This is a genomic window from Pseudomonas sp. BS3782 TE3695, from assembly GCF_050435305.1.
Taxonomy (GTDB): Bacteria; Pseudomonadota; Gammaproteobacteria; order Pseudomonadales; family Pseudomonadaceae; genus Aquipseudomonas.
The window spans coordinates 79,643-101,472 of sequence record NZ_JBNDKB010000001.1; the positions used below are offsets into that span (position 1 = coordinate 79,643).

General features: G+C 59.3%; 20 protein-coding genes. 11 read left to right on the forward strand and 9 right to left on the reverse strand.

Features of this window, described 5'->3' with window-relative positions:
* The first annotated feature begins 12 nt into the window (after positions 1 to 12).
* The 6 genes from ABH909_RS00385 (at position 13) to ABH909_RS00410 (ending at position 8,774) form a co-directional block, all read left to right on the forward strand.
* On the forward strand, positions 13 to 1,230 hold the full coding sequence (locus tag ABH909_RS00385; protein WP_429429624.1) for a DUF3426 domain-containing protein: 1,218 nt from the start codon (positions 13 to 15) through the stop codon (positions 1,228 to 1,230).
* Positions 1,231 to 1,414: 184 nt separating this feature from the next.
* Entirely contained in the window at positions 1,415 to 2,425 is a 1,011-nt protein-coding gene (gene dusB / locus ABH909_RS00390) for a tRNA dihydrouridine synthase DusB (protein WP_007907421.1), read from the forward strand.
* Positions 2,422 to 2,742, forward strand: coding sequence for a DNA-binding transcriptional regulator Fis (gene fis / locus ABH909_RS00395; protein WP_007907419.1), 321 nt, complete (start codon positions 2,422 to 2,424; stop codon positions 2,740 to 2,742). Before dusB ends, fis begins: the two co-directional genes overlap by 4 nt.
* An 82-nt stretch (positions 2,743 to 2,824) precedes the next feature.
* A complete protein-coding gene (gene purH / locus ABH909_RS00400; RefSeq protein WP_429429627.1) occupies positions 2,825 to 4,432 on the forward strand; it encodes a bifunctional phosphoribosylaminoimidazolecarboxamide formyltransferase/IMP cyclohydrolase in 1,608 nt (535 codons plus the stop codon).
* 172 nt (positions 4,433 to 4,604) lie between these two features.
* Positions 4,605 to 5,900, forward strand: coding sequence for a phosphoribosylamine--glycine ligase (gene purD, locus ABH909_RS00405; RefSeq protein ID WP_429429629.1), 1,296 nt, complete (start codon positions 4,605 to 4,607; stop codon positions 5,898 to 5,900).
* Between the two features lie 99 nt (positions 5,901 to 5,999).
* A complete protein-coding gene (locus ABH909_RS00410; RefSeq protein ID WP_429429631.1) occupies positions 6,000 to 8,774 on the forward strand; it encodes a response regulator in 2,775 nt (924 codons plus the stop codon).
* Between the two features lie 31 nt (positions 8,775 to 8,805).
* Here ABH909_RS00410 and ABH909_RS00415 read toward each other — a convergent pair whose 3' ends face one another.
* From ABH909_RS00415 to ABH909_RS00425, 3 genes are all read right to left on the reverse strand, one after another.
* Positions 8,806 to 9,444, reverse strand: coding sequence for a hypothetical protein (locus ABH909_RS00415; protein WP_429429633.1), 639 nt, complete (start codon positions 9,442 to 9,444; stop codon positions 8,806 to 8,808).
* The gene (locus tag ABH909_RS00420) at positions 9,441 to 10,163 is read right to left on the reverse strand and encodes a hypothetical protein (RefSeq protein ID WP_429429634.1); all 723 of its coding nucleotides are present in this window, start codon (positions 10,161 to 10,163) and stop codon (positions 9,441 to 9,443) included. Before ABH909_RS00420 ends, ABH909_RS00415 begins: the two co-directional genes overlap by 4 nt.
* Before the next feature lie 66 nt (positions 10,164 to 10,229).
* On the reverse strand, positions 10,230 to 11,021 hold the full coding sequence (locus tag ABH909_RS00425) for a hypothetical protein (RefSeq protein ID WP_429439699.1): 792 nt from the start codon (positions 11,019 to 11,021) through the stop codon (positions 10,230 to 10,232).
* Between the two features lie 261 nt (positions 11,022 to 11,282).
* On the opposite strand from ABH909_RS00425, the gene ABH909_RS00430 reads away from it, so the two are divergent.
* Entirely contained in the window at positions 11,283 to 11,879 is a 597-nt protein-coding gene (locus tag ABH909_RS00430) for a MarC family protein (RefSeq protein ID WP_429429636.1), read from the forward strand.
* Positions 11,880 to 11,964: 85 nt separating this feature from the next.
* Here ABH909_RS00430 and ABH909_RS00435 read toward each other — a convergent pair whose 3' ends face one another.
* The 6 genes from ABH909_RS00435 to cobG form a co-directional block, all read right to left on the reverse strand.
* Positions 11,965 to 12,126: a hypothetical protein gene (locus ABH909_RS00435; RefSeq protein WP_429429638.1), complete on the reverse strand. Its 162-nt coding sequence runs from the start codon at positions 12,124 to 12,126 to the stop codon at positions 11,965 to 11,967.
* Positions 12,116 to 12,760: a TcdA/TcdB catalytic glycosyltransferase domain-containing protein gene (locus ABH909_RS00440; protein WP_429429640.1), complete on the reverse strand. Its 645-nt coding sequence runs from the start codon at positions 12,758 to 12,760 to the stop codon at positions 12,116 to 12,118. Before ABH909_RS00440 ends, ABH909_RS00435 begins: the two co-directional genes overlap by 11 nt.
* A 510-nt stretch (positions 12,761 to 13,270) precedes the next feature.
* Positions 13,271 to 14,974 carry a precorrin-3B C(17)-methyltransferase gene (cobJ, locus tag ABH909_RS00445; RefSeq protein WP_429429642.1) on the reverse strand — a complete coding sequence of 568 codons (1,704 nt, stop codon included), beginning with the start codon at positions 14,972 to 14,974 and terminating at the stop codon, positions 13,271 to 13,273.
* The gene (locus ABH909_RS00450; protein ID WP_429439702.1) at positions 14,974 to 15,705 is read right to left on the reverse strand and encodes a precorrin-2 C(20)-methyltransferase; all 732 of its coding nucleotides are present in this window, start codon (positions 15,703 to 15,705) and stop codon (positions 14,974 to 14,976) included. Before ABH909_RS00450 ends, cobJ begins: the two co-directional genes overlap by 1 nt.
* Complete coding sequence (locus ABH909_RS00455; protein ID WP_217855697.1) at positions 15,705 to 16,331, reverse strand: precorrin-8X methylmutase; 627 nt, start codon at positions 16,329 to 16,331, stop codon at positions 15,705 to 15,707. The genes ABH909_RS00450 and ABH909_RS00455 overlap by 1 nt, the downstream gene beginning before the upstream one ends.
* A complete protein-coding gene (gene cobG / locus ABH909_RS00460; RefSeq protein ID WP_429429644.1) occupies positions 16,324 to 17,625 on the reverse strand; it encodes a precorrin-3B synthase in 1,302 nt (433 codons plus the stop codon). The genes ABH909_RS00455 and cobG overlap by 8 nt, the downstream gene beginning before the upstream one ends.
* A 502-nt stretch (positions 17,626 to 18,127) precedes the next feature.
* Between cobG and cbiE the strand changes: the two genes are divergently transcribed.
* From cbiE to ABH909_RS00480, 4 genes are all read left to right on the forward strand, one after another.
* On the forward strand, positions 18,128 to 19,339 hold the full coding sequence (cbiE, locus tag ABH909_RS00465) for a precorrin-6y C5,15-methyltransferase (decarboxylating) subunit CbiE (protein ID WP_429429646.1): 1,212 nt from the start codon (positions 18,128 to 18,130) through the stop codon (positions 19,337 to 19,339).
* Complete coding sequence (locus tag ABH909_RS00470) at positions 19,332 to 20,429, forward strand: cobalt-precorrin-5B (C(1))-methyltransferase (protein ID WP_429429648.1); 1,098 nt, start codon at positions 19,332 to 19,334, stop codon at positions 20,427 to 20,429. The genes cbiE and ABH909_RS00470 overlap by 8 nt, the downstream gene beginning before the upstream one ends.
* Positions 20,426 to 21,139 (forward strand): cobalt-precorrin-6A reductase, encoded by a 714-nt coding sequence (locus ABH909_RS00475; RefSeq protein ID WP_429429650.1) that lies wholly within the window; start codon positions 20,426 to 20,428, stop codon positions 21,137 to 21,139. Before ABH909_RS00470 ends, ABH909_RS00475 begins: the two co-directional genes overlap by 4 nt.
* A 292-nt stretch (positions 21,140 to 21,431) precedes the next feature.
* The gene (locus ABH909_RS00480; RefSeq protein ID WP_429429651.1) at positions 21,432 to 21,830 is read left to right on the forward strand and encodes a DUF2946 domain-containing protein; all 399 of its coding nucleotides are present in this window, start codon (positions 21,432 to 21,434) and stop codon (positions 21,828 to 21,830) included.

Consider the following 21,830-nt stretch of genomic DNA (forward strand, 5'->3'; position numbering starts at 1 on the left):
CCGGATTGCCGCATGACCGACAGCTTCGTCACCCAGTGCCCGCATTGCCAAACCAGCTTCCGCGTCAGCCATGCTCAGTTGAGCGTGGCCCGTGGAGTGGTTCGTTGCGGCTCGTGTTTGCAGGTGTTCAACGCCGCCAAGCAGTTACTCGAGCAGCGGGCTGGCAAGGAAACGGTCAAACCGGTTGCACCGGCGCCCGTCGAACCGCCCGTGCAGCGCGCCATCAGCCAAAAGCAATGGACCGCTGCAGAAATGGATCTGGACAGCCTGGATCTGGATGAAGAACTCGCCCGGCTCGAACAGCGGGAAATCCAGCCAACCACGGAATTCACTCGGCCCCGCGAGGACAGCCTCAGCGCTCGTCGCGATACCACCGAGCACGATCAGGAGCCCTGGTCCGACAGCCTCTTCAGTGAATCAGCCGCCGATCGTGCAAAAACCGCCGACGCGCCCACGCCAGAGCCGGCGGTCGAACCAAGCAAACATTCGCGCACCGAGCCTTCACTGTCGCTGGAGCCCACGTATCCGGACGATGAACCCGAGATCCAACAGCTGCGCCTGCACGACCCGCTCGACGCCCCGATCCCCTTTGCCAGCTTGTCGGCGACTGCCGATGTCGACAATGACCGGCCCTCGGCCGAACCGCTGCGCAAGCGACGTGAACGCAGCGAACCGGCACTGCGCGCGGAAATATTGGAGGATCTGACCGACGACCCGTTGCAGCTGGATTGGCAAAAACGTCGCTCCCCCTGGGGCCGGCGCTTTTTCTGGCTGGTGCTGATTCTGCTCGGCGCCGCCGGCCTCGCCGGTCAATACGTTGCCTACCACTTCGACGAACTGGCGCGCCAGGACCAGTACCGTCCGTGGTTCCAGCAACTGTGCCCGCACATCGGCTGCACCGTGCCGTCCAAGGTCGACATCGCGAAAGTCAAAAGCAGCAACCTGGTGGTCCGCAGCCACCCGGACTTCAATGGCGCATTGGTGGTCGACGCGATCATCTACAATCGCGCGCCCTTCTCCCAGCCCTTCCCGCTGCTGGAGCTGCGCTTTGCAGATCTCAACGGCCATCTGATCGCCAGCCGTCGCTTCAAGCCCGGCGAGTACCTCAACGGCGATCTCGAAGGGATGGCGGAAATGCCGCCGCAGACGCCAATCCACATTGCGCTGGACATTCTCGATCCTGGCCCCAAAGCGGTGAACTACAGCCTGAGCTTCCATTCCCCCGAGTGAAACGCTCAAGCGTTACAGCCTGACGGCATATTTCTGACTTTGATTGCTAGTACCAAACCGCTGGCGATAACAAAATCACTGTTCAGATTTTGTTCAATTCAGCCTTTATCCAGTCATCGAGAGCGGGTATCATGCCAACCCTTTTTCGAACTCTCATGATCCGGCCCCACAACAGGGAAGTCCTATGTCGGCGGTACGCATCGGTCCATATACATTGCACAACGGCTTGATTCTCGCCCCCATGGCGGGTGTCACCGATCAGCCCTTTCGTCAGCTGTGCAAACGACTGGGCGCGGGCCTTGTAGTGTCGGAAATGGTCACCAGCGACATGAGCTTGTGGAACACCCGCAAATCGCGGATGCGCATGATCCACGAAGGCGATCCCGAGCCCCGCTCGGTACAGATCGCCGGTGGCGATGCGCAGATGCTGGCGGATGCGGCCCGGGCCAACGTCGAACTGGGCGCGCAGATTATTGATATCAACATGGGCTGTCCGGCGAAGAAGGTCTGCAACAAGGCCGCCGGTTCCGCCCTGTTGAAAGATGAAGCATTGGTAACCGAGATCCTGCAGGCCGTAGTGGCCGCGGTCGATGTGCCGGTTACCCTGAAGATCCGCACCGGCTGGGACCGGGCGAACAAGAATGGCCTGACCGTGGCGAAGATCGCCGAACAGGCCGGCATTACGGCATTGGCGGTACATGGCCGCACCCGTGCCGATCTGTATACCGGGGAAGCCGAGTACGACACCATTGCCGCGATCAAGCAGGCGGTGTCGATTCCGGTCTTCGCCAATGGCGATATCGATTCGCCCGAGAAGGCCCGGTACGTGCTCGATGCGACCGGTGCCGATGGCCTGTTGGTAGGTCGGGCTGCCCAGGGGCAGCCATGGATTTTTCGTGAAATCGACCATTATCTGCGTACCGGCGAAAAACTCCCGGCACCGGAACTGATCGAGGTGGAACGTATTCTGCTTGAGCATCTGGCCGCGCTGCATGCCTTCTATGGCGACGTCATGGGCGTGCGCATAGCTCGCAAGCATGTGGGCTGGTATCTCGCAACCTTGCCGGGCGCCAGGGAGTTCCGCGCCCACTTCAATCGTTTGGAAGATACGGAAGCACAATGCGCCTACGTTCGGGCCTTCTTCGCCGAACGTTACAAGAGCCTGACAGGGGACGGAGAAGGGGTGGCCGCATGACGATGATGACCGAGACTTTAGTGAGTGGAACAACACCCGTGAGCGACAACGTGAATTTGAAACAGCACCTCAATACGCCGAGCGAAGAAGGTCAGACCCTTCGCGGGAGTGTCGAGAAGGCGCTGCACAATTATTTCGCCCACCTTGAGGGCGCTGCCGTCACGGATGTGTACAACCTGGTGCTTTCCGAAGTCGAGGCTCCCCTGCTCGAATGCGTGATGAACTACGTCAAGGGAAACCAGACCAAGGCCAGTGAGCTGCTCGGGCTGAACCGGGGCACCCTGCGCAAGAAACTCAAGCAGTACGATTTGCTGTAAGCATTCAATCAAACCAGAAAGGCGCCCGCATAAAACCGGTCGCCTTTTTTGCTGACTTCCCTTGCTTTTGATGGAAATTGAAATGACCGACCAGACTACCCGCCTGCCGATCCGCCGCGCCTTGATCAGCGTTTCCGACAAGACCGGGATCCTTGAATTCGCCAAGGAGCTCGAAGCCCTGGGCGTCGAGATCCTCTCCACCGGCGGAACGTTCAAGCTGCTGCGCGACAACGGTGTTGCCGCAGTGGAAGTCGCGGACTACACCGGTTTCGCAGAAATGATGGACGGTCGGGTTAAAACCCTGCACCCGAAAATCCACGGCGGGATCCTCGGTCGTCGCGGTATCGACGACGCCATCATGAATGAGCACGGCATCAAGCCGATCAACCTGGTTGCGGTCAACCTGTACCCGTTCGAAGCCACCATCAACAAGCCAGGCTGCGACCTGCCAACTGCCATCGAAAACATCGACATCGGCGGCCCGACCATGGTCCGTTCGGCAGCCAAGAACCACAAAGACGTGGCCATCGTGGTAAATGCCAGCGATTACGCCGGCGTCCTGGAAAGCCTCAAGGCCGGCGGCCTGACCTACGCTCAGCGTTTCGACCTGATGCTCAAGGCCTTCGAACACACCGCCGCCTACGACGGCATGATCGCCAACTACATGGGCACCGTGAACCAGGCGGCTGACACCCTCAGCACCGAAGGTCGCAGCGAGTTCCCGCGCACTTTCAACAGCCAGTTCATCAAGGCCCAGGAAATGCGCTACGGCGAGAACCCGCATCAGAGCGCGGCGTTCTACGTTGAAGCCAAGCCAGCCGAAGTGGGCATTGCTACCGCAACCCAATTGCAAGGCAAAGAGCTGTCCTTCAACAACGTGGCCGACACCGATGCCGCGCTGGAATGCGTGAAGAGCTTCGTCAAACCGGCTTGCGTGATCGTCAAGCACGCCAACCCGTGCGGCGTGGCCGTGAGCCCGGACGCTGAAGGCGGCATCCGTCAGGCCTACGAACTGGCCTACGCCACCGATACCGAATCGGCGTTCGGCGGCATCATCGCGTTCAACCGCGAACTGGATGCAGAAACGGCCAAAGCCATCGTCGAGCGTCAGTTCGTCGAAGTGATCATCGCCCCGTCCGTCAGTGACGAAGCTCGCGCCATCGTCGCGGCAAAAGCCAACGTACGCCTGCTGGCCTGCGGCGAGTGGTCGGCTGATCGCGCTCCGGCCTGGGACTACAAACGCGTCAACGGCGGTTTACTGGTGCAGAGCCGCGACATTGGCATGATCAGCAGCGAAGACCTGAAAGTGGTGACTAAACGCGCACCGACCGAACAGGAAATCAATGACCTGATCTTCGCCTGGAAAGTCGCCAAGTACGTTAAATCCAACGCCATCGTCTACGCCAAGAACCGTCAGACCATCGGTGTCGGCGCTGGCCAGATGAGCCGCGTGAACTCTGCTCGTATTGCGGCGATCAAGGCTGAGCACGCCGGATTGCAGGTAGCAGGCTCGGTGATGGCCTCCGACGCCTTTTTCCCGTTCCGCGATGGTCTGGACAATGCGGCCAAGGTCGGCATCACGGCGGTGATCCAGCCGGGCGGTTCGATGCGTGATAACGAAGTGATCGCTGCTGCCGACGAAGCCGGTATTGCCATGGTGTTCACCGGCATGCGCCACTTCCGTCATTGATACGACGCGAGCCCTGTAGGAACTTGTAGGAGCTGTCGAGCGAAGCGAGGCTGCGATCTTTTGATCTGGCTTTTAAAGCAAAATCAAAAGATCGCAGCCTCGCTTCGCTCGACAGCTCCTACAGTCCTACAAGGATTTGCAGCGTCTTCCCAGATTTTTGAGGTTTTTTGAAATGAACGTTTTGATCATTGGCAGCGGTGGCCGTGAACACGCCCTGGCCTGGAAAGTAGCTCAGGATCCGCGCGTGCAGAAAGTTTTCGTTGCCCCGGGCAACGCTGGCACCGCCATTGAAGCCAAGTGCGAGAACGTCGCCATCGACGTGCTGGCCCTTGAGCAACTGGCTGACTTTGCCCAGAAGAATGTTTCCCTGACCATCGTCGGCCCGGAAGTGCCGCTGGTCGCCGGTGTCGTCGATCTGTTCCGCTCCCGTGGCCTGGATTGCTTCGGCCCGACCGCGGGCGCTGCTCAGTTGGAAGGTTCGAAAGCCTTTACCAAAGACTTCCTGGCGCGCCACAAGATCCCGACCGCCGACTACCAGAACTTCACCGAGATCGAGCCTGCCCTGGCTTACCTGCGTGAAAAAGGCGCACCGATCGTGATCAAGGCCGATGGCCTGGCTGCCGGTAAAGGCGTGATCGTGGCCATGACCCTGGGCGAAGCCGAAGACGCGGTGCGCGACATGCTCGCCGGCAACGCGTTTGGCGACGCCGGTTCACGCGTTGTGATCGAAGAGTTCCTGGACGGCGAAGAAGCCAGCTTCATCGTCATGGTCGACGGCAAGAATGTATTGCCTATGGCCACCAGCCAGGACCACAAACGCGTCGGCGACGGCGATACCGGCCCGAACACCGGCGGCATGGGTGCTTACTCTCCAGCACCGGTCGTCACGGCCGAAGTCCATCAGCGGGTCATGGACCTGGTGATCTGGCCGACTGTGCGTGGCATGGCCGAAGAAGGGAACGTCTACACTGGCTTCCTCTATGCCGGCCTGATGATCGACAAGGCTGGTAACCCAAAAGTTATCGAGTTCAACTGCCGTTTCGGCGATCCTGAGACCCAACCGGTGATGCTGCGTTTGCAGTCGAGCCTGGTGTTGCTGGTCGAAGCGGCCCTGGCGCAAGCGCTGGACAAGGTCGAAGCACAATGGGATCCACGTCCGAGCGTCGGTGTTGTATTGGCCGCTGGCGGGTACCCGGGTGACTACGCCAAAGGCGTTGCCATCAACGGCCTGGATGCAGCCGCGACACTGGAAGGCAAAGTCTTCCATGCCGGTACTGTGCTCAAGGACGGTCAAGTGGTGACCGCCGGTGGTCGGGTGCTATGCGCAACCGCCATGGGCACCAGCGTCGATGCAGCCCAGCAGCAGGCTTACAAACTGGCGGCTAAAATCGACTGGGAAGGCTGCTTCTACCGTAAGGACATTGGCTATCGCGCCATTGCCCGCGAGCGTGGCGAGAATCAGGAATAAGCGATCCATACGGCCGGGCAAGGGCTTGCGGCCCTTGCCTGACTATTCCGGCGCCGCGCATAGTTATACTTTGGCATTAATCTACGAAGGGATTTCGCCGTGCGCTGGCTCAGGATTGCCATAGGCTTCACCGTCACTCTGCTGACCTTGCTCTGCATGCTCCCGGCCCAGGCCACGCAAGGCAGTGGATGGGCGGTATTGCTCGATGAACAGGGCGATCTGCAGCTGAGCGACATCCGCTCCAGCCGCTACACCAATCAATTCAGCCCTACCGAACTCGATCGCCTCACCGCGGCCGCGCCCGATGGCGCCCTATGGCTGCGTTTCAAACTCGCACCCGGCAAGCATGAACAGTTGCTGCGAGTATTCGCACCGGACCTGGCGCACCTCAATTTGTATGTGCTCGACGGCGACCAGTTGATCGATCAATTGAATACCGGTACTGCGCAGCTCCAGGCTAAGCCGCCCCTTCCCAGCAGCGACTTCATGTTGCCGCTGCCACAAAGTGACAAAACCCTCGACGTCTACCTGCGGCTGGTCTCCGAACACCAGTTCCGGCCTTACATCACCCTGCAATCGGCGGTCATGACCGCAGCCACTCAGTACCAGACGCTGATCTACGGCTTGCTCTTTGGCTGCCTGGGGATGCTGATCCTGCACAATCTGACCCGTTACCTCTACACCCGCTCGCGCAGCAGCCTCTGGCTGGCAGCGTGCGAAGGGCTGCTGATGCTCAGCCTGGTGTTGCTGCTAAACCTGGCCCGGCCATGGTTACCGAACTGGTCCGTCGTACAAACACCCGGCGCTTACCTTGCCTTGCTGATGACCGCGCCTTGCGGCCTGATGTTTGCCTACCGCTTCTTCGCCCCGCTCGACCCTCACCCATTGAACAAGCTGCTGCTGGGGAACATTCTGTTCATCATGGCCTGCGGCCTGCTGTTGCTGTTCGTCAACACACTGCCGCTGAATCTGATTACGTATGGGCTGGTTGCTCTGGCCGGTCTGAGCATGTTGTTCGTCAGCGCCCATCACTGGCAAAAAGGTTATCGCCCGGCGCGTCTGTTCGTGGCAGCCATGGTGGTGTTCAACCTCGGCACATTGATTATTCTGCCGGCATTGCAGGGGCTGACCCTGGTCGCGCCACAAAACCTGATCATTATTCTGCTGGTGTTTATCTGTATCAGTGGCCTGTTGATGAGCATTGCCTTGGGCGAGCGACAGCGCAGCATCACCGAAGACCGTTTCAGCGTCAGTCGCGACCTGGCCGCCAGCAACGCCGAAATCAATGCCAAGGCCGAATTTCTGGCGAAGATCAGCCACGAAATCCGCACCCCGATGAATGGTGTGTTGGGCATGACCGAATTGCTGCTGGGCACGCCGCTGTCGGTCAAGCAACGTGACTATGTGCAGACCATCCATAGCGCCGGCAACGAGCTGCTGACACTGATCAACGAAATTCTCGACATCTCCAAACTCGAGTCCGGGCAGATCGAACTGGACGACGTGCAGTTCGACCTCAACGCACTGATCGAAGACTGCCTGAGCATCTTCCGCGCCAAGGCCGAACAGCAGAACGTCGAGCTGATCAGCTTTATCCAGCCGCAGGTACCACGTGTCATCAGCGGAGATCCGACGCGCCTGCGCCAGACCCTGCTGAGTCTGCTGGAAAACGCCCTGAAGAAAACCGATGAAGGCGAGATCCTGATCGTCGTCGCCCTGGATGAACGTAGCGCCAAACCGCGGCTGCGTATCGCTGTGCAAGACAGCGGCCAGCCCATGGAAGCGGAAGAACGCGACGCGTTGATGCATGCCGAACTGCATAGCAAACACTTCCTCTCGGCCACCAGCCTGGGGGGCAATCTTGGGCTGGTCATCGCCCGTCAGCTGATCCGTTTGATGCAAGGCGAGTTCGGCATCAAGAGCGGCGCCAATCAGGGCAGCACTTTGTGGCTGACCCTGCCGCTGGACCCGGACCGTCTCGAACATCCGACCTCGGACCTGGACGGTCCGCTACAAGGCGCACGCGTATTGATCGTGGACGACAACGACACCTGTCGCAAGGTGCTGGTGCAGCAGTGCAGCGCCTGGGGCCTGAATGTCAGTGCCGTGCCGTCCGGCAAAGAGGCCTTGGCGCTGCTGCGCACCAAGGCTCATCTGCGCGATTACTTCGACGTGGTCCTGCTGGATCAGAACATGCCCGGCATGACCGGCATGCAGCTCGCGGCCAAGATCAAGGAAGACCCGAGCCTGAACCATGACATTCTGCTGATCATGCTCACCGGCATCAGCAACGCCCCGAGCAAAATCATCGCGCGCAACTGCGGAATAAAGCGAATTCTCGCCAAACCGGTGGCCGGCTATACCCTCAAGACCACGCTGGCGGACGAGCTGAACCAACGCAACAAAGGTGTCTCCGTCTCGCAGCAGTTGCCCACCGGTCCGACCCCTCCGGTCAAAGTGCCCAGCGATTTCCGCATTCTGGTGGCCGAAGACAACAGCATCTCGACCAAGGTCATACGCGGCATGCTGGGCAAGCTCAACCTGCAACCGGACACCGCCAGCAATGGCGAAGAAGCCCTGGTGGCGATGAAAGCCCAGCGCTACGACCTGGTGCTGATGGACTGTGAAATGCCGATCCTCGACGGTTTCTCCGCCACCCAGCAACTGCGTGCCTGGGAGGTCGGCAACCAGCGGATTCGCACCCCCGTGGTGGCATTGACCGCACACATCCTCGCTGAACACAAAGAACGCGCGCGCCAGGCAGGCATGGACGGGCATATGGCCAAACCGGTCGAACTGTCGCAACTGCGCGACCTGATCGAGCATTGGGTTGCCCAGCGTGATCAGCAGAATCGTACAGCTTCGACGTTCTGAGTCGTTTTTTTAACCCCCTGGATCACAGCCTTCAGATTTCCAACGAACTCAGATACTTGAACGTCTGGGACAACACCGATTTTTTCACCTTTTCCCGGAATTGCGCGTAGTAGAGCGTATTGAATGTAATGACAGATAGTTGCTCTGTACTGTTCTGCACCAAGTCATCCTGATCGATGAAAAAAAATCGTGACGTCTCTCGGCGAAACTGGAACTGACGGTGGTAAATCCCCATTTCAACCCGGTGGGCGTCCTTCTGTACGCAAGGAATCATCTGAAAGAAACCCGCATTCTGAGAAAGACTCGTCGATTCGAACAGATCCAGTGCTAATGCATTCCTTTCCAGCGCCACCAGCGCCCGATTGGTCGGCTCGGAAAAACCCTCGCCGAGGCGTATTGCAATATGCTGCGATGCCGCCGCCCCCATTGATCCACCCTGGATAGGCGACAGCCCTTCCGGATGCGGCACGTCCCAGCCGATGAACCTGAGCTGATTGCAATAGTAGTCGAACCAGCTGCCCGACAATCCGTCGTTGCAGGCTGCCCGGGTAGCCCTTTGTGCGAACATCGTGCTCAAGTAAATGTCTTCCCGGTGCGACTCGGGCAGACCGGCGGCAAACGCGACGACACTGCCGCCTACTACCGCAGCCTGCGGAAAAATAAACGTCATGATCCGCCCTCCTCAATGGGCAGAACGGCTGAAGTGCTGATTGCCTCGGTGATATCCGCAATGGTGTCGCTCAGTTTCCCCTCAACCTTGCCGGCAATGGCTGCGCGGACGGGCGCATACAATGTCTCGGACAAATGCGCATGGAAAAAATGCGCCGAAACGTAGCCTTCCATATCCTCGGCATGGAAGCGCTGCCCCCAGGGATTGATTTCAAGCATTTGCCGTGTTTTGAATTGAAGGCAGACGCTGCTCATCGAACCGTTATCTTGCTCCACGATCACCAACAAGCGGACAGGCCTGGGTTGCGAGGGAATATCTGCCAGCTCACTATCGGATTCTTTTAGCACATGCTTGCGCAACAAACTCATGCCGGGCAAAGAGTCCGGTAGTCGGGCGACGACCTCCAACAACCTCATGACTTGCTGCGCCTCGATGTCACTTGCCAGTACGGCGACGACCCACTCAAGTGGCGAAGCGATATCGTTTTTTTTCAGATGGATATCCTGTCTGCTTCTGACACTCGTCAACCAGAAATCACCCAGCACTCCCACATAGGTATCATACCAATCGATGGTGCGGGTGGCCTCGGTACGTTTATTAGCGACGAGTTGGGCAAGCAGGACCGAGTTCATCAGGTCATTAGTTGTCGAGTCCACCGGTTTACCCGGCAATAAAACGACAGCAGCGGCATTAACAAATACCGAATAATCCTTGGCCATATACAACTCCTGCAACAATAGAAAGAAGGGCAGCCGACACACGACCGCCCTATTAAAAACAGGAGATTAGATCTCGTAGCTTTCGATTTTATTAACTGCATTCAAGCCAAGCTTTGTCCGAATAATATCGCGAACCTGGTCGGCAATATAGGGAATCTTCCTGAAAACAGATTCGCCTTTATACAGTTTTACCTCACGACTATCCCAATCCAGAAACAGGACTTGGGTCGATGTGTTTTTCCGAATGAAACGGACTGTTCCAAGCACCATCGTTACCTCACCATCAACTTCGGTGCAGGTACCGGCAGCCATACCGCCTACGCCATGCTCCAGCATATTTCGTTCAAACAGCGTCAGCGCTGTTTGTTTCTTTTTCAAGGCGGTGATGGCGTCGCCGGCGACCTTCAGCATCAATGCAGAAGTACTGCCTGGTATCGCGAGACCTGCGACTACCGAGCCGAGGATTTCCAGCACCAACTGATCCATCCGGACAGTATTGCCGCCAATGTTCAGATCATTATAATATTTTTGCGTTGTTAGCCAGCCGGCAGAGGTCATGACTTCGACAAACGTGTAATACCACTCCTTGCCCTGATATTCGTGAGGATATTGCTTATTCGCCACAAGACTGGCGAAAAGAAAAGCGTGCAGGGCATCTTCCTGATTTTGCGCGGACAGGTTACCTGTGAAGGACAAAATGCCCTCGCCAACAACAGCCCCCCTGGAAGGCTCTTCAATAACAATTTCATTCGACATAAAAGCACGAGAACGCACAACAGGCATCTCATCAATCTCGCAACTTTCCAGACGTTTCATACAAGCAGCCACAGTAGCACTGTCGATCATATTTACACCCATCATCATCTCCATTATCAATAAAGCAAGCATTCCATAACTTGCGAAAACAACATTAACCAAACAAGCCAGGCATCACAATATCTGACTTGTAACTCCAAATATTTACATCAGCAACAGCAACCCATACCCGAAAAAACAACTAACCCATTTCAAATCGAAAAGTCACGCACACAAAAAACGGCACTGACCAATCAAATGCCGACAGGTAATAGGAGGGCTGATAGACTCCGGTTCGACCTTCTCCTGCGGTGAGCCGAAATCATGCTCCACGTATTATTCAGCGTTTATTTGAAGATGCTGGTGCTCTACAGCCCGTTCTTCGTGTTGTCCTGCTTCATCAGCCTGACCCGCGGCTACTCGCGCAAGGAACAGCGACGCCTGGCGTGGAAAGTGGCGATTGCCACTCTCGTCTCCAGCGTGTTGTTGTACCTGTTCGGACGAGTGATTTTCGATGTATTCGGGATCACGGTGGATGCGTTTCGCATCGGTGCCGGCAGTGTGTTATTCATCTCGGCGCTGGGCATGGCCCAGGGTAAATCTGTGGTGCAGACCGACAATGTGCAGCAGGATGTGACCATCGTCCCGCTGACCATTCCGTTGACGGTCGGCCCCGGTACCATCGGTGCTCTGCTGGTGATGGGTGTGAGCCAGCCGCACTGGGATGACAAGCTCAGCGCCATCATGAGTATCGCCTTGGCCAGTTTCACAGTTGGCGTGGTGCTTTATCTGTCCAGCCGGATAGAACGGATTCTTGGTGATCAGGGCTTGCAGATTGTCAGCCGGTTGATGGGGTTGTTTGTCTGCGCATTGGCGGCGCAGATCATATTTACAGGGGTGAAGGGCTATCTTGCTCCTTGAGCTGACATACAAAAGGGCTGCCGGGGGTATTCAACCGGCAGCTCTTTTGTTGGCCTGGACGTAAAGGCAGGCAACCTGCCCGTGATTAATCCTCCAAGCTGGCCTCCAACTCAACAGTCGAAGCGCTCAGCAATTCTTTCAGCGTTGCGCTGTTCTGGCTTTTTTGCCGGCCAACCAACTGCCGCACCAGTGTCGAAACCGCATAAGGTCGATGCCCTTCGAATCCGAGCAAGGCTTCACCGCGCAAGTTGACATCCGTTGCGTACACGCTCTTCATAGCGGTCGCCCAGTTCAATCGCATTCGCACTGGTTTGCCTGCCATTTAGCATGGCATCGGCCTTGGCAGCTTCAACAATGATCCGGTTGGTTTCATAGGCCAGCAGCGCGTCGCTGTCATACCAGAGATAAAGGTGATACCCCTCTGCAGCCATCACCCGCTTCCAAATGTTGATGTAGTCGCGCTGAATCGCCCCGACGCCGCCCCCAAGCCAGACGAAATGCAGATTCTTCGGCACTTCGGTGGCAGGTGTCTTCAGTTGCTCAAGGCTGTTGTGCAGACGCGTTTCAAACCCCTCTACTTTGTTGTAGATTTGCGCCAAATCAGCAGCCTCGGCACCGCCATTCAAAGGTGGCTCCGACTCTGCCGCACGGCGCCGGCGGCTACCTCCCTCCAAAGACCCCAATGCTTGCTTCAGCAGCCCCAACGGCTCCACCAGTTGTGGAGAATCCAGCAAGTCAAGGCAACCCAAGTAATAGCGAAACACCGCATCATATTGATCGGTGCCCTTGTGCGACATTAATGCCTGTTCAAGATCCATCCGCTTGAACAAATCCATAAAATTGACGTAGTTACCCGCAAACGAGAACTTAGACACACTCATAAACAACACTTCCATTTATCGTATATAAATAGCCGAAATCGACTCCAGACAATCAGGAGACCTTTTGCTTACCCAGACGCTCGGGCATCTAATCTGACTCAAACAAACAGACAAAACTCTCCCCAGAAGCAACTAACACCAAAAAATCACAATTAAAATTAACCCGCCGCTCTATGCGACTCAACTCACAAGGAATTCAATTAATTACAAAACAAGCACTACATACAACGTTACAGACTCATGCACTTTCATACGTTAATTAATGACACATGAGCCAGAGCACCGAAAACTCCAAACTTTATAACAGCCACTTGAAACAATGATTCGTTGCCACCATAAAACATGGGAATAAAAGTGGAACATCCTACAACACAGGATCAAAATTCTTCCCTGAGAGACAACAAGATCCCACGTAAACAACCGAACAGGCTTACACGCACAAATGCCGAAACAATCGAGAGAAGTCACCGGACAGAGGTGATGAAGGCGGCCCGAACGGGCCGCCAGATTTCAGCAGAGGGGTTTGTTGCCATACCAGCGCGGCGTGTACACCCAGTCGCCACCTTCGGCGCGGGGGAACACGCAAGTGGTGGACGAGCCGATCAGCACCATGGTGCGCATGTCCACTTGCTCCGGCGTGAGTGCGCCGAGTGTGGTGGTCCGCAGCGTCTGGCCGGGGCGACCGATATCACGTCCAAGCACTACCGGCGTTTCCGGGGTACGGTGCTGCGCGACGATCTCCAGCGCACGGCCCAATTGCCATGGCCGCGAGCGGGAGATCGGGTTGTAGAAGGCCAGCGCCAGATCGGCTTCGGCGGCCAGGTCCAAGCGCTTTTCGATGATCGACCACGGTTTGAGGTTGTCCGACAGTGACATCACGCAGAAGTCATGCCCCAATGGCGCACCGGCCTGAGCGGCCGTCGCCAGCGAAGCGGAAACCCCCGGCAGAATCTCCAGATCGACGCTGTGCCAGGCCGGGTCAGTCGACTCGTGCAAGGCTTCCAGCACCGCGGCGGCCATGGCGAACACGCCAGGGTCACCCGACGAGACCACGATCACCGACCGCCCCTGGGCCGCCAGTTCGAAGGCGTGACGGGCACGCTGCATCTCTTCGCGGTTATCGGTGCAGTGCAGCACTTGATCCGGGCGAAACGGGCCGGCCATGCGCACATAGGTTTCGTAACCGAGCACGTCAGTGGCCCTGGCCAATTCAGCCTTCACCGCAGGCACCATCAGTTCGGCAGCGCCCGGGCCCAGGCCGATCACCGCCAGTCGACCGCGTGGCTGGCCGATCTGTGCAACGTTCAGCGGCTGTTCGGCGATTGCCAATGCCAGGTTTTCGTCGATCGGGATAATCGTCGCGCCGGGAATAGCCTCGCGAGCCAACTCGCTGGCATCGCTGGCAGCCGAGGCAAAACGCAGCGGCACACCCAGCTCTAGCGCCGCCTCGCGCAACGCCGGGCGGGCCATCTCGGTGGCTGGCGCCAGCAAGCACGCCAGCGATTGCCCGGCGACTTGCGCCTGACGCAGCGCCGCGCGAATCGCCTGGGGCAAGTCCGCCACACTGGCGCTGACCGCCAACAACACACTGCGCGGGTAGATCAACAGCTCATTGGCGGCCGGCGTCCGTTCGGCGCTGCCGACATGGATCGACAAATGCGCCTCGGGATCTTGCGGTAACTGTGCTTGGGCCAACCACGGCGCAGCGCCTTCGATGCGCACGTGTTCGCCGGCCAGCAAGTCCGAGACGAAGCGCTTGCCCAGCTCCAGATCGCCCAAGGCATAACCGTCGGGTGGATTGAGCAGGCAGGTGCCGAAGCGCAGCTCACCGCTGGTGGTGATCGCTGCAGCGACATCAAGTCCGGCGGCAATCTCGCGCGCCATGACGTTCACCCCGCCGAGGCCACCGAGCAGCGGCACCACGGCGCTGCCGTCTTCGGCCACTGCCAGCACTGGCGGCTCGGCCCCCTTCTCCAGCAGCAACGGCGCCAGGGTGCGGATCACAATCCCGGCGGCGCACAGCGCAATGATCGGCGTGTCCTGTTGATACAGTTCGCGCAGGGTCGCGCCGAACTCGTGATAAACACGATCAGCGCCTTCGACCCGTTCGGCCAATCCGTGGATCAATGCGCCGGGGTATAGCTGCGCAATTTTGCGTGCAGTCGCGAGGCTGCCATTGCCGAGAATGACAATCGCCGGAGCGGAATGGGCCATCAGCCTTGCCACCTTTCACCGGGAACGATGATCAGCGAGAAATACGGCGAGGACATCGGCTCGACCTGATCCAGCGGCACGATCTTCTGATTGGCCATGGTCGCGCGCTCGACGTACAGCGCACGCTGCGCCAGACCGAGCTCTTCGAGCACCTGCCGGACCTTGGGAAAGTTACGCCCCAGTTTCATGATCACCGCCGCATCGGCATCGGCCAGACGACGCTTGAGATCTTCGTGGGGCAACACCCCCGACAATACCGACAGGCTCTGATTGCGATACACCAGCGGCGCACCGAGTACCGACGCACCGCCGAGCATCGAGCAGACGCCCGGCACGACTTCCGCTTCATAGCGTTCGGCCAGGCGATCGTGCAGGTACATGTAGGAGCCGTAGAAGAACGGATCGCCTTCGCAAATCACCGCCACGTCACGGCCGGCGTCCAGATGCGCCGCGAGTTGTTCGCCAGCCGCATCGTAGAAATCGCTGATCACTTGTTCGTACGACAGCGGCGCCGGCAACGCTTCGGTGGTCACCGGGTAAACCAACGGCAGCAGGGTTTGCGCGTCCTGCAGATGCGTTTCGATGATGCCGAAGGCGTTGCCCTTTTTGCCCTTGGCGACGAAATACGCCACCACTGGCGATTCGCGCAGCAGGCGCAAGGCTTTGACGGTAATCAGTTCCGGATCACCGGGGCCGACACCCAGGCCGATCAAACGTCCAGGTTGCTGCATCATTCGATCTCCGTGGCGAGGGCGTTGACGGCGGCGGCGGCCATGGCACTACCGCCCAGCCGGCCTTGCATGATGACAAAGGGCACGCCACGACTGTCCGCCGCGAGCATCGCCTTGGATTCGGCGGCACCGACGAAACCCACCGGGAAGCCGAGGATCAGCGCCGGTTTCGGGGCACCGGCGTCGAGCATTTCCAGCAGATAAAACAGCGCGGTCGGCGCATTGCCGATCACCACCACGCTGCCTTCCAGGTGCGGGCGCCACAGTTCCAGCGCGGCGGCGGAACGGGTGTTGCCCAACTCACGGGCAAGCTCCGGAACGCTGTCATCGCGCAGGGTGCAAATCACCGGATTGTTGGCGGGCAAACGCGCACGGGTCACGCCTTCGCTGACCATCCGCGCATCGCACAAAATCGGCGCGCCGGCCGCCAGTGCATCGCGCCCGGCCTTGCCTGCGCCTTCAGAAAATTGCAGCCCGTCGATGGACTCGACCATGCCGCAGGCGTGGATCACCCGCACCGCGAGTTTTTCCAGATCGGCCGGGATTCGCGCAAGGTTGGCCTCGGCGCGAATGATCGCGAAGGAGTTGCGATAGATCTCCTGACCGTCGCGGATGTAATCAAGCATCAAGGGAACTCCGTGGGCGGGCGTCGAGCAAGGCGCCGACCGCTTCAATAGTAAGATTGCGTGCGTGCAGGGCGCCGAAACCCGACTGTCCCGCATCGCGAAAATAGAGATCGTAGCGACCGGGTGCGACGGCCAGTAACGTGACCGGCACCCCATGGGCAGCAGCGCAGGAACGCTGGCAACCGGACACATGCACCGTTTGATCGTGGCGTTGCAACAGCGCAGCCAATTGCAAGGCGTCGCTCTTGGTCTCGGCCAGGCCTTTGCCGCAGCCAGCGGAACCGGTGCAGGCGATCAACCGTGACAAGGGCTGATCGGGCTCACACAGCAGGCCCAGTTGCTCCAGGCACCGAATGACTTCGGGTGCCCGTTCTTTTCGAACAGTGGGCAGCAACAGACTTTGCCATGGGGTGAAACGCAGGCTCCCGTCGCCGAACTCTTGCGCCAGTTGCGCCGCGCCTCTGAGCATGACGGGATCGAGCCGCCCCAAAGGAGGTACGGCACCGATATAGACATATTCGGTTCCAGCCTGCGGATGAACGCCGATGTGCAGAGCGTCCGGGCTCGATGAACGCCGCCAATCGGTGATCGGGTTCAAGGGCACACGCTCGGCCAGGCGAGCGAGAAAATCCGCGGCCGGGATTTCGGCCAACACATGACGCATCCGTGTTTGATCGGGCCGCGCCAAATCGAGAAACAACTCCAGCACTGCAACGACCAACGCGTGTCCGTGTTCAAGTGACACTGACCCTGCGGGCGTGTCCGTGGGGCAACCCGCCAGACCGAATGCCAGCAACCGTTCGCCGTTTCGCTCAGCGGCAGACAACCACAGATCATGCGGATGTTCGAGCATCGCCAACGCCTCGCCGCCGTCGAGTTGCACGGCAAACTTGGCGCTGAGCTCGTGAAAGCGTTCGTGGCTTTGCAGGGTGGCGAGAATCTGTTCAGCCAGCGGGCGCGTGTCGAACAACATTTGCCGATCAATCCCGGCAGCCGGGCTGAGCATCAGGTTGCGCACATCGTCGCCAGCGGCGGTACGCGGGCCCAATCCGGCGGCGAGCAGGCTGTCGATCAGTGCCAGGTGCTCGCCGCCGATCCCGCGAATCTGCAGATTGGCCCGATTGGTCGCCTCGATCGCGCCCCCGGCAAACCGTTCGGTCGCGCTGGCCACCGCTTCAGCCTGGGTAGCGCTGATCGAGCCGCCGTTCAATTTGATCCGACAGATGCCGCCATCCAGTGCCTGGACGATACGCAGCAACCCCGGGCAGGCCGAGGGGCGTAAAGCGGTGGACATCGGGCGTTCGTTCAAAGGAGGTGACCGGCTGGCAGTGCTGTGGTGGGCGAAAGGTCGCCATTATGCCTGCTTTGCCCGAGCGCATGAAAATGCCTGCCGGTCGGAATCCGCCATGGCTACACATCACGCAGCCTGGCGCTGTTCAGAGTTCGTACTCTTCGAGCTTGAAAGGGATCTCGCGAAGGGCCTGCTCAACGCTCGCTCGATGGGCCTCCATCGCCCGGCGCTTGATCACCAGTTTCTGGCGCGAATATCCAGTTGCGACATCGGCTGATGGATCTGCCAGAACAGATAGGTGGTATTGAGGACCATCTTGATAAACCGGAATTAAATCGACTTAAGTCGGAGCAAAACTAGCAAAAACACGCATCAAGCAACCGCTTTTGCACAACATTAAGTTTGCGCCATCGGCTAAACATTCTCCGACAACCGACCCGCGTCAGATACCGGCAGCCGCGTTATCATGCCGCCCTTGAAGATCAACCCTGGATTAAGGAATGGCATGACACCCTGGCTAACGGTTGTGGGAATCGGTGAAGACGGCTTCAAGGGCCTGGGCAAAAACGCCCGGCGCGCCCTGTTGGGCGCCTCGCGAATCTTCGGCGGCCAGCGCCAACTGGACTTGCTACCGGTGTGCATTCGCGGCGAACGCCAGTTGTGGCCCAGTCCGTTTACCCTTGAGCCGTTACTGGCGCTGCGTGGCGAGCCGGTTTGTGTACTGGCCAGCGGCGACCCGATGTTCTTTGGCGTCGGCGCCAGCCTGGCGCGACAACTGCCCGGCGCAGAAATGACGATCCTGCCCGCCCCGTCTTCCGTGTCACTGGCGGCCGCTCGCCTGGGCTGGCCGTTGCAGGATGTGGTGACGCTTTCAGTGGTCGCACGCCCCGTCGCCGCACTCAACGCCCATATGTCCAGTGGTGTGCGCTTGCTGGTGTTGAGCAACGACGGCCAGACTCCGGCGGCCATTGCGGCATTGTTGCGTGAGCGCGGTTTCGGGGCGAGTCGCCTCACCATTCTGGAACATCTGGGCGGCGACGCCGAACGACGCATCGAGGGCGTTGCCAACAACTGGAGTGAGCCGCAGGTCGCCGATCTGAACCTGATCGCCATCGAATGCATCGCCGAACCGAACACGCCGCGCCTGTCCCGACTCGCCGGGTTGCCAGACTCTGCCTTCAAGCATGACGGCCAACTGACCAAACGCGATGTACGCGCCATGACCCTCGCGCGCCTGGCCCCGGTTCCCGGCGAACTGCTGTGGGACGTCGGCGCCGGCAGCGGTTCGATCGGCATTGAGTGGATGCGTGCTCATCCGAGTTGCCGGGCACTGGCCATCGAAGCGGATGAGGGACGACAGTCGTTGATCGAACACAACCGCGATGCCTTGGGCGTCCCCGGCCTGCAATTGATTCGCGGCAGCGCGCCCCAAGCCCTGGATGGGCTGGAACGCCCGGACGCGATTTTCATCGGTGGCGGCGTCACCCGCGAAGGCGTACTCGATACTTGCTGGGCGCAACTCAAACCCGGCGGTCGACTGGTGGCCAACGCCGTCACCCTGCAAAGTGAACTGACCTTGATGGCTTGGCGTGAACGGCATGGCGGTGAGTTGACCCGCATTCATGTCGCCCAGGCGCAACCGCTGGGCGAGTTCGATACCTGGCGTCAGGCGCTGCCGATTACCTTGCTGGACGTGACGAAGCCCCTCGATGCGTGACGAAACCGCCGAACAACCCGCCCCGCTGCGCAGCGGCCTGACCACCGGCAGCTGTGCCACCGCCACCAGCCTCGCGGCGGCACGCCTGCTGCTCAGTGGCGTGGAAGCGGACGCCGTCGAGATCATTCTGCCCAAGGGCAAACAGGTGCAAATGCGTCTGGAATTCTGTCGGCTGACAGACGACGGCGCCGAAGCCGGAACGATCAAGGACGCCGGCGACGATCCGGACGTGACCCACGGCGCCCTGCTCTTTTCCCAAGTGCGCTTGCACAGTGAGCCGGGCATTCGCTTCAGCGCCGGTCGAGGGGTGGGCACCGTCACACGGCCCGGGCTGGTGCTGAACGTCGGCGAACCGGCGATCAACCCGGTGCCGCGCAAGATGATCAGCGAGCACCTGACGCTGCTGGCCGAAGAACTGGATTATCAGGGCGGCTTCGAGGTCACGGTGAACGTCGAGGACGGCGAAGCCCTGGCATTGAAAACCATGAACCCGCGCCTGGGGATTCTCGGCGGCCTGTCGATCCTCGGCACCAGCGGCATCGTCCGGCCATTCTCTTGCGCGGCCTACATCGCCTCGATCCACCAAGGCATCGACGTCGCCAAAACCAATGGTTTCCTGCACATCGCCGCATGCACCGGCAACGCCAGCGAAGACACCATGCGCCGAGTCTATGACTTGCCGGAAATCGCCCTGATCGAAATGGGCGACTTCGTTGGCGCGGTGCTCAAGCACTTGCGCAAAGTGCCTGTGGATAAACTCAGCCTGTGCGGCGGGTTCGGCAAGATCAGCAAACTGGCGGCCGGGCACATGGATTTGCACAGTCGGCATTCAAGCATTGACCTGCCGCAACTGGCCGATTGGGCGGCTGCGGTTGGCGCCGATGAGACGTTGCAACAGGCGATCCGCCAAGCCAATACCAGTCAGCAGGCGTTGGCCATGGCCAGCGCTGCCGGGATCGCCCTCGGCGACGCGGTGTGTCAGCACGCGCTGGACTTTGCCCGCAGCGTGGTGCCGGCGCAGGTTCAGGTCGAAGTGTTCGCCATCGATCGCCAGGGAGGGATTGTCGGCCATGCAGGAGTTTTTCAATGAAGCGCGTGTTGTTGCTCGGCGGCGTCACTGAGGCCCTGGCCATCGCCCGAACGATGGGCCCGGAACACATCTATAGCCTGGCCGGTGTCGGTCGCGTGCCGACGGATCTGAACTGTCAGGTTCGGGTTGGCGGCTATGGCGGCGCTGAAGGTCTGGCGCAGTTCATTCGGGACGAAAGCATAGACTTGCTACTGGATGCGACCCATCCCTACGCAGCGCAAATCAGCCAGAACGCTGCCACCGCCGCGAAGTTGAGCGGCATTGCGTGCTGGGCTTTGCGGCGTCCGGCCTGGCAACCACAAGCCGGAGATGACTGGCGCGAAGTCAGCGACTGGGCCGAACTGATCGAAGCACTCAAACCCTTCCGCCGACCGCTGTTCACCCTCGGCCGCGAACCGCTGCAACACCTGCACGAAATCCCGCCGGAGCAATTCTGGACATTGCGTGCGTTGGACGCCTGTCCCGGGAATGAGCGCTGCGAAGTGATCGGCGCGCGTGGGCCGTTTCTGATCGAGGATGAACGCGAGCTGTTCGACCGTCGGCAGATCGACGTGCTGATCAGCAAGAACAGCGGCAGCACCGCCACCGAGCCGAAGCTGGAAGTGGCGCGGGAACGCGCAGTGCCAGTGCTGGTGTTGAAGCGGCCGGTATTGCCGGGGGTTGAGCGGGAGTTTTGTTCGGTCGTACAGGTATTGGAAGCGCTGAAGTAATTAACCTTTACTGGCCCCAAAAGATCGCAGCCTTCGGCAGCTCCTACAGGAGTACGCATTCCAACTGTAGGAGCTGCCGAAGGCTGCGATCTTGGCGGTTGCGGCCTCACTGAACGTGATCCCGGCAAGAATGCTGTCACTGCGCAGCACTGGTAATCTGGAATTCGCGACTATCATGAAAGCCGTGAACGTCTTTCACTGCGACACCACACCGCACACGGCCTTTTTACTTATCGCCCCTGATCAGGCTAAATAGCCGCGCCTGATTGCTCACTCAACCGGATCTGTCCTCATGTCCCGACAACGGCTCGCATTTGCCTGGATCGCCTGCTTAGCAGTGCTGTTCAACATGCTCGCCATGCCGATGTCCGGAGCGATGGCGCAGACGGCGAAATCACCTGCAGAGCAATTGTTGTGGGGCAGTTTCTGCTCTTCCAACGGCACTAAACTGGTAGCGATTTCCCTGGGCGATATCGAGCAGAAAGCTCCGCAGAGCGACGATCATTCCAATATGCAGCATTGCTGGTGCTGCTCGGGCTCTGCGCCATTGGTGGCGTTGCCGGGGCATGCTCCGCAATTGTATTACGTGCGTTTCGAGGCCAATCGAAGCCTGCCACCTGCCACGCTCGACACCCCTACACCGCGTCAGCAATGGCCAAGTCTCAACCCCCGCGCGTCCCCTCTGGGGTGA